The following is a 14959-nucleotide window of genomic DNA, read 5'->3' as shown; positions in this document are numbered from 1 at the left end:
GATAGGTTGGCCTTAATTGGCGATCGCAGCACTCAAGTCGCCGCCAAAAGCAAAAACCCTCTCCCCTTCGCGCCACAGCACTGATTCCACTTCCTCCACCGGAATCGTCACCCAGCCATGCTCTAACAACTGGAAGGAATCAACGATCATCTGGGGGTCATCTGCATTTGCAGCGTAGAGATTAAATAATCTTAGCTCTTGCTGAGTTGTCAACCCTTTGACATTGACTCGAAATGCTGGCTGTATATCAATTAGCTCATAGCTCAGCTCGTCATAAATCTCGATGAAGTCGTCAGGAGTGGGGCCAAAGCTAGGAATCCCTTCGGGAAATAGCTCTTTGAGTTCTTGATTCTTGTTATTGATGAGTAAGTAGTACATCAGCGCCTCCAAAAGATGAATATTTACTTTCTACTACTCAAAACTACTTTTATCCGCTTCATTACCCCACAGTTGACAGTTTTGTAGCCTAACCAAGCTAAGTACACGGAATATAATATTTGTCAACTTTTGAAAAGCTTACAGAGCGGTGATTTTGACATTTTACCCAAGTGACGGCCGCTACCACTCAATGCGATCGCAATCACAAATGGCACAACCCCTCTTGTCAAAATCCTTGTTTTATGCTATCTTTGCGATTCCTGTTTCAAAAATTTTGACTTTCGGCTTTCAGTTGCGATCGCCTTCAGAAGTTTGATAAGTAGAAGGAAAAAGAAGACTGGGGACGCTAAGGCTTTTTCCCAATTAGCAGTTAACAATTAACAATTAGCAATTAGCCATTAGCCATTAGCAATTAGCCATTAGCCATTTAAGGATAATTTTTAATCAATTTCCCGCGACTAATAAAAGAAATACTTTGATTTCCTACAGCACTAATCATCACCGCCTCAACAATCGGCTCAGAAACAGTGGTTACGCTCAACCACTCAACAATAAAATTAGCTCCCGCCCCTCCATTTCTATCCGTTCTATTAACAACAAAATCTAGCGAAGCTAGACGATCTAATTCCACCGCCTGCTCCAAATATTCTTTTAACAAATTACCAGCGCTATTATAGTACCGTACTGAAGTAACAATTATAGGATTAGTTAAATCTGTATTACGAATACTCAAAGTTGCCGCCAGATCCAAACTTTTTTCGGGATTTTCATAATAAATATGAGAATAAATAGGCACATATATTGTCTGCCCCATTTTACCCTTAAAATTTCGCTCTAAAACAACTTTTTTTAAACTAACTTGCTCGGCGTTATTAATATTTTCCCCTCTCGGCTGAGGAAACTGCCGCCATCCAACCGAACTACAGCCTATAATAAATAGCGTCAATAGCAGAAATATTAAAGATAATATCTTCATAGAAATTCAGGAGATATCTAAACGCGATCGCTGCCCGTGCAAATTGTAACTATAGCCTTCAAATATTGTATCTTAATTCTAAAGCGAGCATATCTGATGTACCATTAAGAATTATTCTCTAAGAGGCTAACTATGTACGTTTTAGTAGGCGGTGCGGGAATTTTAGGACTACGTTTAGCGCAACAGTTATTAGAAATGGGACATACTGTCGCAGTAGTCGATATCAACTCCTCCGTCTGCCAATATGCTCGCGAGAAAGTAGGAGTTATGGCCTTTGAAGGCAGCGCCGTCAGCACCACAGTACTAATCGAAGCAGGAATTCGCAGAGCAGGCTCAGTAGTTGCCACCCTCAGCAGCGATGCCTTAAACTTAGCCCTAGTCACCCTTGCCAAGCACTACAAAGTTCCCCATATCGTCACCCGCATCATCGATTCTGATTTCGCAGAACCCTATCGAATTGCCGGAGCAAACCACGTTATCAGTACAATCGATCTAGCTGTAGCATCAATGGCAAACGCAATAGAATATCCCGAAATTGAATCAATGATGCACTTTGAACAAGGGCAAATCGAAGTTTTAAAACTCTCCATTCCCGGCAATTGTTACGCAGCAGCTAAGACAGTTGCCGAAATCGCCCAAGACCCACGCTTTCCGGCTGGCTCTTTAATTATTGGCTATCAACCTCATCCCCACGAACCGCTAATGATTCCTAATGGTCAAACTGTCTTAGAACAAGAATCAACCATTCTCGTTGTTACCAAACCAGGATTAGTCCGCCAGATGCTCAAATTTCTAGGAATTTTGGAATCAATATGCAAAGATTAATCAAATAGGACTTATGGAAGAAGGCTTAAAAAGTAGGATTTACGCAATCAATACGTTCTCATGTCATTGCGAGTGAAACGAAGCAATTTCATACCTTTATAATCTTCTGTCATTGCGAGTGAAGCGAAGCAATCTCAGACCTTGATATTTGCGTTACGATACCTAAGTCATAACAGACCTAATCTATAAACTAACTAAGCATTTGGAGCTAATTTGACGTGATACAAGTAATGCAGTGGTCTTGGGAGAAACTACTCTTAGGAAACCTTGATCCCGCAGTTAATAATAGTCAAGAAAACGTTGCAGAATTAGTCATAGTTCTGATTATTTTGCTCTTGGGTGCTACAGGCGTTGCCCTAATAACGCGGCGGTTTCGTATTCCCTACGTCACCGGTTTAGTATTAGCCGGTTTCGCAGTGACAGATTTGCTCCCCCGTCACACTGGACTAGATCCTTCCCTAGTGTTAAATCTTTTCCTCCCAATTTTAATCTTTGAAGCCGGTATCAATACAGATATAAGTCGTCTCCGTAGCACATTTAAACCAATTGCTCTCTTAGCTGTGCCTGGAAGCATACTTTCTTCTGCTATTATCGGGATTATCTTAAAATTTAGCCTGGGACTGACTTGGATACCCGCTTTACTTCTAGGAGTAGTCCTGGCAAACACAGATACCGTCTCCATGATTGCCGTCTTTAAAAATATACCTGTACCCTCAAGGCTTTCTACCATTGTTGAAGGAGAAACCTTATTTAATGATGCCACCGGCCTAGTTTTATTCAACCTGATTTTAAAAGTATATTCAACTGGTTCGCTGACCTTTTTAGAGGGAGTAAAAGACCTCCTATTTATATCTTTAGGAGGAATCTTTGTTGGGTTAATCTTGGGCTATTTAAGCATACCTGTATTTGAACGTTTAGACGATCCTCTCAGCAGCTTATTATTGACAGTTGCAGTTGCATTAGGCACTTTTCAGGTAGGACAATCTCTAGGTGTTTCGGGTGCTGTCGCTGTAGTTGTAGCTGGATTAATTTTTGGGAATCTAGGACTTTCTCGCACCCCTTCCGCTTCTGCCCGTATTACCTTATTAAGTTTCTGGGAATATGCCAGTTTTAGTGTCAATACTTTTATTTTTCTACTAATTGGTGTAGAAATAAACCTGATTACACTATTGAACGCTTTACCTGCTGTTTTAATTGCTATTTGTGCTTTTCAAGCTGGTCGAATTCTCTCAGTATATCCACTTTTAGCAGGAATTAGTTGGATAGATCGTCCAATTCCTTTACCCTGGCAACATTTACTTTTTTTAGGTAATATCAAAGGCTCATTATCAATGGCTTTAGCCTTAAGTTTACCTACGACATTACCAGGCCGCGAAGGTCTAATCGCTTTAATTTACGGCTGTGTTTTGGTATCATTAGTTGGTCAGGGATCGAGCTTACCTTGGGTAGTAAAACGGTTAAATTTATCTAAATTTTCAGAGGCGAAGCGGCAGATAGAAGAATTACAAGCTCAGTTAATTACATCTAAAGCAGCACAGGATGAATTAGATAGTTTGTTGAAGTCGGGAGTGTTACCAAAAGCTGTCTATGAAGAGATGCGTTCAGGTTATCAGGTGCGAGTAGCAGGTGCGGAAAAATTACTGCGGGAAATCTACAATCGTCGCCCAGATGAATTCGATCCAAAACGTGGATCGACTGGGAAAATTGATGGGATTCGACGGCGTTTATTGTTAGCTGAGAAAGTAGCGCTTACTGAAGCAATTCGCAAGCGAATTCTTTCGGAAGAAATTGTACATGAGCGGCTGAAAAAACTGGATCAGCAATTGCTAATACTAGAAGATGATTGACGATCGGTATCAATTCTATAGGAGTAAATTTCTGCTAAATCTTGTGATGAAACGCAGAGAATTTCTGTTTCACTGGGTCGAAAATTTTCTAATGCCGCGCTGTGTTTAGGTGCTTTAGTATTAGTGTTGATGCAGAAGAGTTGGAGGGTTAGCTGAAATTCTATGTCAATTCTTCTCTGATTTTTGTTAGGGCAATAAAAAGCGAAAATTCATCTTCTTCTAAAGGAATAAATCCATATTTCAGATAAAATGCTTTGGCTGACTCGTTTAAGGCATCAACTGTTACACCAAATACTCCGATATCTGCTGATAAATGAATAAGTTTAGCAAAAGCATCAACCAATAAAGTTTCTCCTAAGCGTTTTCCTTGCATGGCTTGGGTTACGGCTAATTTACCGATTCGCATGACTGGAATAGGATAACGGGGTAATCCTTTAGTCAATTGAGTTGGGAGGGATTCTCGTTTTAATTCAGCCATGCTAATTGAGTAATAACCGACGACCTCGCCTTCTCCAGACTTAGGAATAGCTACCCAAGTTTTAGCCATACCTTTTTTGTGGTTTTGCTTGGCGTATTTTTGCAGATATTCGTTTAATTCGGGTATGCCGCAATCAAAATTATCTCTAATCGCCCGATTGTCTTCAATTGAGCAAATAATCCATTCCATTTATTTTTCTAAATTTTCTTGTTTATAACGGTTAATAGCAGTTTTTAGAGCCGAATTGAGTTCGGGAGGATTGTTAATTGCAGAAGTGACAATTTCCCAGTCTTTCTCTGAGAGAGTAATTGATTCTGTTTTCAGGAGAGATTGTTCGGCAATCTCGGTAGCAATCTTGAGGAGATATTCACTTAAACTCAGACCTTCGAGAGTTGCCGCTTTTTCAAGTATTGTTTTGCGGTCTTGAGGAAGTACGATCTCAATAGTAGTGGTTTGAGAAGGGGATGAGAGGGACATAAACGACTCCAACTTAGTTATTCCTATTTTACTGGAAATTTTCTTTTAAATTTCTAAAATAGTGCGTTGCAGCCAATTGTAGGTAGATGTCGGCGGCGGGGTTATGGGGGTTATCGAATTTGCTGCCGTCGATGCAGAGGAGTTGGAGGGAAGGCGTGGAAGTTGGGTTCGGTGAGTTGGGGCGTTGCTATGGCATGATTAAAAGTAGCTCGATACCGTGAGGGTTGGTAAATGATGACCTTTAATGATGTAGTCGAGGTAATTAAAGGTCTTTCTACCGATGAAAAGCAGGAGATTCAAATGTTATTAAACCAATACATCCGTGAAGAACGCGGTGATGAGATATATGATAACTTTAATTTAGCGCAGGTCGAACACCAAAAAGGTGAACTGAAGTTTTCCTCTAATATTAACGAACTGAGAAAAATGATCGAGGAATAATAGTGGAAGTTAGTTTTAGTTCTGCTTTCAAACGCGCCTACTAAAAGGATAAAAAATATGAGCATTATATCTTTTCAAGAAATTATAGATTCTGTTGAGAAACTCTCTCTTGACGATCAAGACTATTTGTTTGAGCTAATCAAAAAAAGAAGAATTGAAAAGCGACGTTTAGAGATTGCTGCCAATGCTAAAGCTACTTTGGAGTCTTTAAAACAAGGAACAGCAAAAAAAGGAAGTGTGAATGATTTAATTGCTGATTTATGGGATGATAAAGACGATGAAGATAGTTTGGGATAATAGCTTTAAACGGGCTTTCCGAAAACTTATAAAGAAGAATCCTGAAATGAGAGACAGGATTATTAATGTGCTTAATTTGTTAAGTCTCGATCCTCTTACTCCCTCTTTAAAATCTCATAAATTAACAGGTTCTTTGGAGGGTTTATGGTCTTGTTCAGTCGCTTATGATTGTCGTATTATATTCACATTTGCTCAAGATGAGGAGTCAGAAGAATCTCTGATTGTTTTAGTTGATGTTGGCTCCCATGATGAGGTTTATTAATGGGAAAACCTTTATAAATTAGATTTCTAAAATAGTCCGTTGTAGCCAAGTAATAATAGCTTGAATCAGGTGCGGGTCTTGGGGTGAGAAGGTGGGAATGGTGGGATGGGGTGAGTCGGTAATAACGCAGATTGTAGCGTCGAAGCGATCGAGAAAATCGAGAAAAGTTTGGCTAAAACCTTGGGGTTTCGCCTCTTCGTAGAACATGAGGATGGGGTGTTTATCCCAGTCTAGGAGTTGCCAGTAGATTTTGAGATCGGTGAGGGTGCGGGGTGTACCTTCTGTGGATTTGGGGCAGTGGTGTTTTTTGACGAGTTGCAGGTAGATATCGGTGGCGGGGTTATCGGGGTTATCGAATTTGCTGCTGTGGATGACGCTATGTAACGATAATTTAGGACTATAATGGGTACTAGAACGCTTAATCTATGAAATACTGCAAAATCCTAACTTTTTGAGTATATCTTGACCAAAGGTACAAATATGCGATATTTTCTGGAAATAAACTGATATCAAAATCAAAAAATACTCATAAAATGAAAGAGCCAGACCCTATCCACAAGTCAATTTCAGAGTTAAAATCAAAGGCTAGAGAGTTTCGAGAAAAATCCACTGAATTTCAAGGACTGGAGAGAGAGTTTACTTTCATTCAAGATGAACTTCTCAAAAAATATGAGAGATCATCACCCCACAGAAAGCAGCCAGCAGATCTGGGCGATATTCGAGAAGCGATTTTAAGAGAATTTCTATCCTCTACAGGATACCTTCCTTTGAAATACGGTGTTTCCAAGTCAAGTGTTCGTATTGTCACTCAAACTGGACATCCAAGCAACCAAATTGACATAGCAATCTATGACTCTCTTAATAGTCCTATGTTACTTAGCTATTCAAGTCTTTCATTTTTAGCAATTGAAAGTGTTTATGGCGTTATACAGGTAAAGTCAAGATTGAGCTCTCGAGATGATATAAACGAAGGATTAAATAATATAGCTTCATTTAAAAAACTTGAGGGTTCTGACAATCGTTTCGGAATATTATTTGCATATGATTGCAGCTTGAAATGGACGACTTTAGCTGAAACGGTTAAAGACTTTATGTGCAAAAATACCTCATCAGTATGGACAAATTTTATTGTTGTTTTAAATCAAGGATTAATATTGCCTTGTGAAGAGGGAACATTACCATATGGTGTGAGAAACCATTGTTTCAGGAATAGTGATTTAAGGGGCATTTCCAAGCCAGATGTTATAGGAATTCCTGACACAAGCAATACTCTTCTTAAATTTTATCTTTATCTAATAGATTTATTAAAAAGTTGTACTGTTGAAGAGCTAGATCTATACCAATACGTAAGACTTCCTTTCACAACAGGTGAAAAAGCTTATTGCTTTACTTATGGTGAAATAGAAGAGATTGGGCAATGCCACGAACATGGAACATACCTGCGTAAAATTTCTAATGAAACCATCAATAAAATTATAGATATATGTTCTAGCTCTGAACCTACTGATATGTTGCATCTTTTTGAGGCTGCTTTTGGTTCTAATAACTTGTCTTCACCAGATGGAGATCAGTCTGATCAAGTTTATTTATACAATCCTGACAAACTGCGTTTAGTTGATATTTTGACTTTGCCTAACTCTATTGGTTTACAATGTTATTCTTTATTAATTGACAGAAAGATTTGCATAATACCTAAATACTACAGTTTTAGAGACAAGCTTATTTCTGAGTGTCCTAAATGTAATTATCCAGCAACCTTGTATTTTGAAACGTGAGTTTCTCTAGTATTTTCCAATGACACAATTATAGCGCAGTCTAATATTAGGTTGCTAAACTGTATTATAATTCTTTTTGGATGCGATGCCCAGGAAAAAAGTAATTCAGAACCAGCTCCACACAAGCACACGATTAGCACTTCATCAGAAATGCGATCGCTACTTACCAATCAGATAGGATTCCTAAAATTACTCAAGTTGCTAATGGCTAATGACTAAGGACTGAAAAATAAATAACTTGATCGATTGTCGGATATAACGGAAAGCAGTGCTAGATAGTCAGCCGCAGTAATTCATCAAGTTATTAATTTTTTAATCCTAGTTATTTGCAGCATCATTACCTTCATAGCCGATCGCCACTATTTACATCAAACCAGTGAATTAACTCAGGTGCAAAAGCCAGCGTCACCCTATCCTCATTTAAGTTTTGATCTGGTGGAGTCAACGCCCGCACTTTTACATCTTCTGCACCATTTACTCGGACGCTAATTAAATTCTGCATTCCCAAATTTTCCACCAAATAAACCTGACCTTCAATTGTCTGAAAATCTCCCGATTGAGCAATGCGAACGTGCTCCGGGCGAATACCTAAAATAATCTCTGGAGGAGTTGTCAACATTTGCGGTAAACGCACTTTGAATTTACCCAAAATAGCATCATTGCCTTCACATTTTAGCTTCAGTAAATTCATCTGGGGACTGCCAACAAAACCAGCTACAAATTGATTTGATGGATGGGTGTAAATTCTATGGGGTGGATCGAGTTGTTGCACAATACCATTGTTAAGAACTGCAACTTTTGTTGAAAGCGTCATCGCTTCAGTTTGATCGTGAGTAACGTAAACTACAGGCGCTTTTTGCGTTTTAAATAACTGCTTCAATTCCGCACGAACGTGCTCTCTAAGTAAAGCATCAAGATTGCTTAATGGTTCATCTAGTAAAAATACTTCTGGTTGACGCACTAACGCGCGACCTAATGCTACCCGTTGTCGCTGTCCTCCCGACATTTTACTGGGTTTGCGCTCCATTAATTCAGTCAATCCCAGTGATTCTGCAACTTCCTCTACACGCCTTTTGATTTCGGCGGTGGGAGTTTTGTGCAGTTTTAAACTAGAAGCCATATTTTCATAGACTGTCATGTGGGGGTAGAGGGCGTAACTTTGAAATACCATCGCAATGTCGCGATCGCCTGGTCTGAGATGAGTGACGTTGCGATCGCCAATCGCAATCTTCCCCCTAGTCGGTTGTTCTAACCCTGCAATTAACCGCAACGTTGTGGATTTTCCACACCCAGACGGCCCTAATAAAGTGATAAATTCTCCCTCTTGGACATCTAAGCTAATGTCTTTAACAGGAACAATTTTAGGACTATAAGTTTTATTGATTTCTATCAGTTGTAGTCTGGCCATGATGGTAATTGGTAATTGGTAATTGGTAATTGGTAATTAGTAATTGGTAATTGCTAATGGCTAATTGCTAATGGCTAATTACCCATCTCCCCCCCGCTCCCCTGCTCCCTCGCTCCTCTGCTCCCCTGCTCCCCCTCTTTCCCTAGTCCCTAGCCCCTAGCCCCTAGTCCCTTTTTCTAATTGGTAGTTCCAACAACGAACAACTAACCACTAACAATTATCCTTTAACTGCACCAGCAGTTAAACCTTGGACAATACGGCGCTGGAATGCCAAAACTAGAAGTACCAGAGGCAAAGTTCCCAAAACTGTAGCGGCTGCAATTGGGCCATAAGGAATTTCAAACATTGACGCTCCACTTAGTTGAGCTGTTGCTACGGGAATAGTTTTCATAGATTCGCGAGTAATAAAAGTAAGAGCAAAAATGAACTCATTCCAGGCACAGATGAAAGTCAAAATTCCTGTTGTTATTAACGCTGGTAATGTTATCGGCAAAATAATTTGCCACAGCATTTGAAAAGTGTTATAGCCGTCAATTTTTGCTGCATCTTCTAAATCTTTAGGCAACTGTTGAAAGAAACTCCGCATTACCAAAATAGTCAGCGGCAAATTTATAGCAGTGTAAGGAATAATTAACGCTAAATAATTATTTCCTAAATTCAAAGCTTTGACAATTTCCAACAACCCCAAAAATAGTAGTACACCCGGAAAAAGCGTCACAATCGTGACGCTAGCAAGGATAATTTTCTCACCCCAAAGTCGCAACCGCGCCAAAGCATAAGCTGCGGGAGCACCAAATGCTAAACACAGCAATGTTGAGCTAATGGAAACGAAGGCGCTATTTAAAATATAGAGGGTGAAAGGGCGACGGCGGAACAGAGAAAGGTAATGATCGAAGGTGATTTGTCTAGGAATATAGACATTAGGAACAGCAGAAATATCTGCATTAACCTTGAAAGAAGTCAATACCTGCCACAAAATCGGCCCCATGAAATAAACGACTACTAAAAAAATAGTAACTGGCAAAATAATCAAGCCAATATTGAAATCTTTTTGAGTTGTTTTTTGTCGTGCAATAGCCATTTTTTACTGTTAAATTGACCAATTGAAACTTCTTTAAAACGTAACGCCGCCCTCTGGGCGGTAAAAATACCACCCAGAGGGTAGTGTTACCTAATTTGCTCGCGCTCTAGATAATAAATGGGCAGCAATAGCAACTGCTGCTACCAGGAATAAGAAGGTACAAACTACTAACGCCGCTCCATAGCCAAAATCTAGGTAGCGCATTACTGTACTGTAAATGTAGATAGAAATAGTCTCAGTTCCTCCTGCTGGCCCTCCTCCCGTCATCACTTGAATCAAGTCAAAAATACCGAACGATTGGGCAAATCTAAACAACAATGCTATCACAATTTGGGGCAGTAATAGCGGTAAAGTAATCTGCCGGAAACTCTGCCATCGAGTCGCACCATCAATTGCATGAGCTTCATATAAATCTGGGGAGATTGACTGCAAACCTGCTAACAAAAGCAAAGCGATAAAGGGGGTAGTTTTCCAAACATCTGCTAGCACAACTGCCATCATTGCCAAAGTTGGATCTCCCAGCCAATTAATTCCTATTTTAATTAGTCCTAAACGGATTAAAATGTCATTGATTGGGGTAAGCAAATACGATTATCAGCAAAATTAATGCTGGTGCTACTAATATCCAACCCGTCTTTTGTTCCCGTCGCCGTATCGTGTCTATTGTCATGTATTTAAGGATTGATAATTGTCTATCTTTGTCATACCTATTACTCTAGCTAATTACAATTAGCAATTAGCCATTAGCAATTAGCCATTAGCAATTAGCCATTAGCCTAAGAAGATTTAAAACTTCCCAGCAAATTACGGGTTTCACTTGCTGCTGCTTTCATTGCTTTTTCGGAACTCATCCGCCCAGTAAAAGCCGCACTCAGATAACGCTGCAAAATATCCGAAGCTTGAGCATATTGAGCCAAGGGAGGACGCAAAGCTGACTGTTCTACTACCTTTAATAATTCTGGGTAATGGGGATACAGAGCAACAACTTCTCGGTCAGTAAAAAGCGATTTATAACTAGGAACAAACCCGGTTTGCAAAATAAACTTTCTCTGCGTTTCCTCGCTGGTGAGATACTGAATTGTTCGCCAAGCTGCCTCTGGATGACGCGAAGTTTTGGAAATACCCCAACCCCATCCCCCTAAGCAGGAACCGCCCTTTTTACCAGCGGCGTGTAGCATAGGCTTAATCGCAATTTTACCTTTAATCTTCGAGCCTTCGACATTAGCCAGTTTCCAAACATAGGGCCAATTCCTTAAGAAAATTGTTTGACCATTTTGAAACAAAATGCGAGTTTCTTCTTCCCCGTAAGTCGTAACTCCCGGAGGTGAAATGCCGCTAGCAATTGTACTTTTAAGAAATTCAACTGCTTTGATTGCCTCTGGTTTATCCAGTCCAATTTCAAAGGTTTGAGGGTTTGCCCAGAAGCCACCAAAACCTTCTAATACCTCTACAAACATGGCCGATACTCCTTCATATTGTTTGCCTTGCCAGAGATAACCCCAAGTTGCTTTTCCCTGTTTCTGCAAGTTTTGAGAAATATTTACCATTTGTTCAAAAGTTTCGGGCGGTTCGACTCCAGCTTGTTCTAAAATATCTTTACGGTAGTAGAGCATTCCCGCATCGGAGGCGTGAGGAATGCGGTAAAGTTTGCCGTTGTAGCGTCCGCCTTCAACGTTACCGGGGACAAATTTTGATAGTTGTTCTGAGGAAATTTTATTACTAAGATCCATTATCCAACCTGCCGCTGCAAACTTGGGAACCCAGACAATATCCATATTGATAATGTCGTAAGGCGAGTCTCCTAACAAGAAGGCAGAGGTGTAAAGATTTTCTATGAGATTACTATCAAATGGCCCTTCTACTAAGTTGATGCGAATATCTGGATTTTTCTGTTCAAATTCTTCGACAAAAGGCCTCCAGTTAAGGAGGTCTTGACCTTGCATGAGCATCGTCAAAACTGTTGGTTGCTGAGTAAGTGCGGGTTGAATAAATAAAAATAAGATACCTAAGATGATGCTAGCAAATAATCCCAGCCAGTAAAGTCGTGTCCTTCGCCACACAAAGGATAAATGTAAAAACGAAAAATTTTTTATTTTGACTTTTGGGGTTACGCTTCTAAGAAATTGAACTAAAGGTTTACTATTTATCATTTTCGATCCAGGAATTAAGGCTGAGAATGAATGCCTAGTTTGACTAGAAGTCTTCTATCTTAGGGAATGGGTGCTGCGATCGCGCCATTGTCTAGGCTTCCCATTGCGATCGCCTCCTCTCTCTTAACTCGATTTTCAATTTTTTGGTGAAGATAAATTAGGCTTTGCAATAAAAATTCAAGAAAGTATTAATTTATTTAATTTAAGCAATTTCTACATAAGACATTCTCGATCGCCCTCTGACCACAACAGGACTTACGCACCCAACCAAAGAAACCGGGTTTTTTACGAAAATATAGCAACCGCCACAACGGTTAAGACACTCACTCAGGGCCCAAACTATTGACTCTCTTCCCCTCTTTCCTCTCTTTCCTTCTTTCCCTAGCCCCTAGCCCCTAGCCCCTAGCCCCTAACCGCCCTGGCGGTTGCTATACTTCGTTGTGACCACAGATTCTCTCAAAAACCCGGTTTCTGGAGTCCCATGCGTAAGTCCTATACAAAAAACACCGCTCCTAAAGAAGAGGAGAACGGTGTATAGGGGGTGTTATGGGTTGTTGTCTGAACTTAACGGTAACAAATGAGTTGCTGTCCAAACTGAACCTTGTGCTGGTTAAAAAATTGGCACAGATGGATGTGTTACCGTAGCTTGCCATAGGCATAGCTACTCCCAAAGCCTGCAAAGGCCCTTAACCAAGCCATTCTAGAACAGCTTCCTCTTTAGTATTGGTACGACGATCGGGGGTTTCGCGGGTAAACTTCATGTGGATAGCGCGGTTTTGTTCGCCATCTGCTGCGACTGCGAAAATCGGATAGTCAATCAAGCCGTCTTGGAAAGACATCTGATAGCGGAAAGTGCCATCGGGATTCAGTTTGATCGGTTGTCCGCCGATGTAAACCGTAGCATCGGGTTCAGTAGCACCATAAACAATCAATTCAGCGTCAGCAACTAACCAGAACTTGCGAGGCTTGGCTGGAGGCATGGAAGCACCAAAGCCTACTCCAGACATCGTTAGACCAACCCCAGACATCGTTAGCCCGGAGGTGGTGGGAACTGCCCACATACCCACACCGGAGGGGAAGACATAGGAACTCAAAGCTTGTTCGTGGATGGCGACTTGCTGAATGGAACCAGCGACGTGCTGCATCGAACCGAAGACGGAACCGGCTACCCGCATTGCTTCGGCAGATTCGGCCATGCCAAAGATTTGTTCGTAGATGGGGTTGCCAGCACTGGCAGGTGCCACTTTCTTGCTGGGGGGAACCAGTTCCAAGAAGGTTTTACCGCGTAAATCTTCTTCCCAACCTACGGTGATGAATTGATCTTCAATCCAGTCGCTAGGGTAGACGGGGGGAACGCGGACTTCGGCGGAACGGGCAAGAACGATCCAGCGGCCATCGGCGCAACGGTAGCCGATATCGATTACGTAGTCGCGATCGCTCACAGGGATCGGCACGTACCACTCGCGGGCTAATTCATCGCAGGGATATTCTTGAATATTGTGAGGACTTTGATATTCGAGATTAACGTCGGTGACATCGTAAAGCCGGAGGGCGATTTGTTGGCCACCTTGGCGACGCAGTTCTTCTTTGTGACTGTTGGGAATATCCCAGTAAGTGTAAGCCCATTCAGGATCGCGGGGCATCAACACAATCCGGCTTTCGCCATATCCATCGGGCAAATCTGCCAAACCCTCATCGACAGATGACAGAGAGCCGCCAGTACGATCTTCTTGACCTAGTTCAAATTTTGCTGCTTCCACTGTTTCTTGTGCCTCTAGTGTAGTAGATGGACTATATGAAAATTTGGTGCGTTGAATTTCCTGGATTGAACCCAGAAGTTGCGATTTACGCATCCGGCTATAGCGAGAGACTCCATATTCACTGGCAACTCTACGCAGTTGCCGCAAAGTCATGTCTTCTAAAGGTGGGCGTTCTTTGGCCATGAGTCTGTTCTCCAGTAATTACGACGGCAAGTTAGGTTTTGGGAAACACTTAGATGTTTGCGCCTTGGGAGTTAAAAGCTATTAGGACTGGATATTAAGTCCTAGCTGGCGATCGCTCCCACCTTGAAAGCCTTGCCTCTTGTTCGTCTTTTAAGTCCCCTTCTCAATCCGGGGCTTTAATTTTTTGGCTCCCTTACGCTTCATCCTGGCGAACGAAAGCGTTTCCCATGATTCCTGCTAGACAAGATGGACTCTTCGACAATGGTTGAGGCTGCTCCTCACGCTTGTGGCTCGCCACATTAACCGCTATCTAAGTAGTCAAAATGCTAATGAAAGCATTTCTTTGGGATCGCGGGGATCGCTTTTGTCCTATATGTTGCAGAAAAATTCTGATTCGGTCAAGGGGGTTTTGAGCCTGATTATGAGTACATATACGTATTTACAAGGAACTGGGGATCGTTATGTCATGGTTTCCTGACATTTGCTCGTAATTGGGGATCGCCATCAAACCCTATGTCATGATTCCATGACATAAACCCTGTAATGCCGCCTTCTAGGCGGTATCTTCTGCCGGGACAGGGGCGTTAGGTCTTAGTATGGATAAAGCACTCTACGCTTGCA

General features: G+C 41.3%; 16 protein-coding genes and 2 pseudogenes. 7 read left to right on the top strand and 11 right to left on the bottom strand.

Annotated features, from left to right (window positions below; genetic code table 11):
- Positions 1 to 12: 12 nt before the first annotated feature.
- Positions 13 to 378, bottom strand: a complete 366-nt coding sequence (locus OSCIL6407_RS0119770) for a hypothetical protein (protein WP_007354496.1) — start codon at positions 376 to 378, stop codon at positions 13 to 15.
- 154 nt (positions 379 to 532) lie between these two features.
- Between OSCIL6407_RS0119770 and OSCIL6407_RS35485 the strand changes: the two genes are divergently transcribed.
- Complete coding sequence (locus OSCIL6407_RS35485) at positions 533 to 694, top strand: hypothetical protein (RefSeq protein ID WP_155523411.1); 162 nt, start codon at positions 533 to 535, stop codon at positions 692 to 694.
- Between the two features lie 111 nt (positions 695 to 805).
- Here OSCIL6407_RS35485 and OSCIL6407_RS0119765 read toward each other — a convergent pair whose 3' ends face one another.
- Complete coding sequence (locus OSCIL6407_RS0119765; RefSeq protein ID WP_007354497.1) at positions 806 to 1354, bottom strand: DUF3124 domain-containing protein; 549 nt, start codon at positions 1352 to 1354, stop codon at positions 806 to 808.
- 132 nt (positions 1355 to 1486) lie between these two features.
- On the opposite strand from OSCIL6407_RS0119765, the gene OSCIL6407_RS0119760 reads away from it, so the two are divergent.
- Positions 1487 to 2179, top strand: coding sequence for a potassium channel family protein (locus OSCIL6407_RS0119760; RefSeq protein WP_007354498.1), 693 nt, complete (start codon positions 1487 to 1489; stop codon positions 2177 to 2179).
- 218 nt (positions 2180 to 2397) lie between these two features.
- Complete coding sequence (locus OSCIL6407_RS0119755) at positions 2398 to 4026, top strand: cation:proton antiporter (RefSeq protein ID WP_324603622.1); 1629 nt, start codon at positions 2398 to 2400, stop codon at positions 4024 to 4026.
- A gap of 160 nt (positions 4027 to 4186) precedes the next feature.
- Here the strand turns inward: OSCIL6407_RS0119755 and OSCIL6407_RS0119750 are convergent, their stop codons facing one another.
- The 3 genes and pseudogenes from OSCIL6407_RS0119750 to OSCIL6407_RS38360 form a co-directional block, all read right to left on the bottom strand.
- Complete coding sequence (locus OSCIL6407_RS0119750; RefSeq protein ID WP_007354500.1) at positions 4187 to 4693, bottom strand: GNAT family N-acetyltransferase; 507 nt, start codon at positions 4691 to 4693, stop codon at positions 4187 to 4189.
- On the bottom strand, positions 4694 to 4981 hold the full coding sequence (locus OSCIL6407_RS0119745) for a type II toxin-antitoxin system TacA family antitoxin (protein WP_007354501.1): 288 nt from the start codon (positions 4979 to 4981) through the stop codon (positions 4694 to 4696). It lies immediately after the preceding gene.
- Between the two features lie 28 nt (positions 4982 to 5009).
- A pseudogene (locus tag OSCIL6407_RS38360) lies at positions 5010 to 5138 on the bottom strand (NACHT C-terminal alpha/beta 1 domain-containing protein); the annotation flags it as partial.
- Positions 5139 to 5212: 74 nt separating this feature from the next.
- On the opposite strand from OSCIL6407_RS38360, the gene OSCIL6407_RS0119740 reads away from it, so the two are divergent.
- The 3 genes from OSCIL6407_RS0119740 to OSCIL6407_RS0119730 are packed head-to-tail and all read left to right on the top strand — an operon-like array spanning position 5213 to position 5981.
- The gene (locus OSCIL6407_RS0119740; protein ID WP_007354502.1) at positions 5213 to 5422 is read left to right on the top strand and encodes a hypothetical protein; all 210 of its coding nucleotides are present in this window, start codon (positions 5213 to 5215) and stop codon (positions 5420 to 5422) included.
- A 57-nt stretch (positions 5423 to 5479) separates the two neighbouring features.
- Positions 5480 to 5719: a hypothetical protein gene (locus OSCIL6407_RS0119735; RefSeq protein ID WP_007354503.1), complete on the top strand. Its 240-nt coding sequence runs from the start codon at positions 5480 to 5482 to the stop codon at positions 5717 to 5719.
- Positions 5688 to 5981, top strand: a complete 294-nt coding sequence (locus tag OSCIL6407_RS0119730; RefSeq protein ID WP_324603621.1) for a type II toxin-antitoxin system RelE/ParE family toxin — start codon at positions 5688 to 5690, stop codon at positions 5979 to 5981. The genes OSCIL6407_RS0119735 and OSCIL6407_RS0119730 overlap by 32 nt, the downstream gene beginning before the upstream one ends.
- Before the next feature lie 18 nt (positions 5982 to 5999).
- On the opposite strand, the gene OSCIL6407_RS38355 is transcribed toward OSCIL6407_RS0119730, so the two are convergent.
- Positions 6000 to 6353, bottom strand: coding sequence for an NACHT C-terminal alpha/beta 1 domain-containing protein (locus tag OSCIL6407_RS38355; RefSeq protein ID WP_407635896.1), 354 nt, complete (start codon positions 6351 to 6353; stop codon positions 6000 to 6002).
- 161 nt (positions 6354 to 6514) lie between these two features.
- Here OSCIL6407_RS38355 and OSCIL6407_RS0119715 point away from each other — a divergent pair, with 161 nt between their 5' ends.
- Positions 6515 to 7756, top strand: coding sequence for a DUF6602 domain-containing protein (locus tag OSCIL6407_RS0119715; protein ID WP_007354506.1), 1242 nt, complete (start codon positions 6515 to 6517; stop codon positions 7754 to 7756).
- 343 nt (positions 7757 to 8099) lie between these two features.
- Here OSCIL6407_RS0119715 and OSCIL6407_RS0119710 read toward each other — a convergent pair whose 3' ends face one another.
- From OSCIL6407_RS0119710 to OSCIL6407_RS0119690, 5 genes and pseudogenes are all read right to left on the bottom strand, one after another.
- Positions 8100 to 9164, bottom strand: coding sequence for an ABC transporter ATP-binding protein (locus OSCIL6407_RS0119710; protein WP_007354508.1), 1065 nt, complete (start codon positions 9162 to 9164; stop codon positions 8100 to 8102).
- Positions 9165 to 9381: 217 nt separating this feature from the next.
- A complete protein-coding gene (locus tag OSCIL6407_RS0119705; RefSeq protein ID WP_007354509.1) occupies positions 9382 to 10245 on the bottom strand; it encodes a carbohydrate ABC transporter permease in 864 nt (287 codons plus the stop codon).
- Positions 10246 to 10335: 90 nt separating this feature from the next.
- Positions 10336 to 10818: pseudogene (locus tag OSCIL6407_RS31000) on the bottom strand (carbohydrate ABC transporter permease); the annotation flags it as partial.
- Positions 10819 to 11021: 203 nt separating this feature from the next.
- A complete protein-coding gene (locus tag OSCIL6407_RS0119695) occupies positions 11022 to 12395 on the bottom strand; it encodes an ABC transporter substrate-binding protein (RefSeq protein WP_019487576.1) in 1374 nt (457 codons plus the stop codon).
- 686 nt (positions 12396 to 13081) lie between these two features.
- Positions 13082 to 14338, bottom strand: coding sequence for a DUF4912 domain-containing protein (locus tag OSCIL6407_RS0119690; protein WP_007353695.1), 1257 nt, complete (start codon positions 14336 to 14338; stop codon positions 13082 to 13084).
- Positions 14339 to 14959: the final 621 nt, after the last annotated feature.

It is taken from the genome of Kamptonema formosum PCC 6407 (genome assembly GCF_000332155.1).
Taxonomy (GTDB): domain Bacteria; phylum Cyanobacteriota; class Cyanobacteriia; order Cyanobacteriales; family Microcoleaceae; genus Kamptonema; species Kamptonema formosum.
Note: the sequence above shows the minus strand (reverse complement) of the source record. Positions and strands in the feature narration are given on the sequence as shown.

Excerpts from the sequence above, each read along its gene's own strand:
- OSCIL6407_RS0119690 (WP_007353695.1), bottom strand. The coding sequence starts at position 14,338 with ATGGCCAAAGAACGCCCACCTTTAGAAGACATGACTTTGCGGCAACTG.
- OSCIL6407_RS0119750 (WP_007354500.1), bottom strand. The coding sequence starts at position 4,693 with ATGGAATGGATTATTTGCTCAATTGAAGACAATCGGGCGATTAGAGAT.
- OSCIL6407_RS0119730 (WP_324603621.1), top strand. The coding sequence starts at position 5,688 with ATGATAAAGACGATGAAGATAGTTTGGGATAATAGCTTTAAACGGGCT.
- OSCIL6407_RS0119745 (WP_007354501.1), bottom strand. The coding sequence starts at position 4,981 with ATGTCCCTCTCATCCCCTTCTCAAACCACTACTATTGAGATCGTACTT.
- OSCIL6407_RS0119710 (WP_007354508.1), bottom strand. The coding sequence starts at position 9,164 with ATGGCCAGACTACAACTGATAGAAATCAATAAAACTTATAGTCCTAAA.
- OSCIL6407_RS0119705 (WP_007354509.1), bottom strand. The coding sequence starts at position 10,245 with ATGGCTATTGCACGACAAAAAACAACTCAAAAAGATTTCAATATTGGC.
- OSCIL6407_RS0119760 (WP_007354498.1), top strand. The coding sequence starts at position 1,487 with ATGTACGTTTTAGTAGGCGGTGCGGGAATTTTAGGACTACGTTTAGCG.
- OSCIL6407_RS0119770 (WP_007354496.1), bottom strand. The coding sequence starts at position 378 with ATGTACTACTTACTCATCAATAACAAGAATCAAGAACTCAAAGAGCTA.
- OSCIL6407_RS0119765 (WP_007354497.1), bottom strand. The coding sequence starts at position 1,354 with ATGAAGATATTATCTTTAATATTTCTGCTATTGACGCTATTTATTATA.
- OSCIL6407_RS0119740 (WP_007354502.1), top strand. The coding sequence starts at position 5,213 with ATGATGACCTTTAATGATGTAGTCGAGGTAATTAAAGGTCTTTCTACC.
- OSCIL6407_RS0119715 (WP_007354506.1), top strand. The coding sequence starts at position 6,515 with ATGAAAGAGCCAGACCCTATCCACAAGTCAATTTCAGAGTTAAAATCA.
- OSCIL6407_RS0119695 (WP_019487576.1), bottom strand. The coding sequence starts at position 12,395 with ATGATAAATAGTAAACCTTTAGTTCAATTTCTTAGAAGCGTAACCCCA.
- OSCIL6407_RS0119735 (WP_007354503.1), top strand. The coding sequence starts at position 5,480 with ATGAGCATTATATCTTTTCAAGAAATTATAGATTCTGTTGAGAAACTC.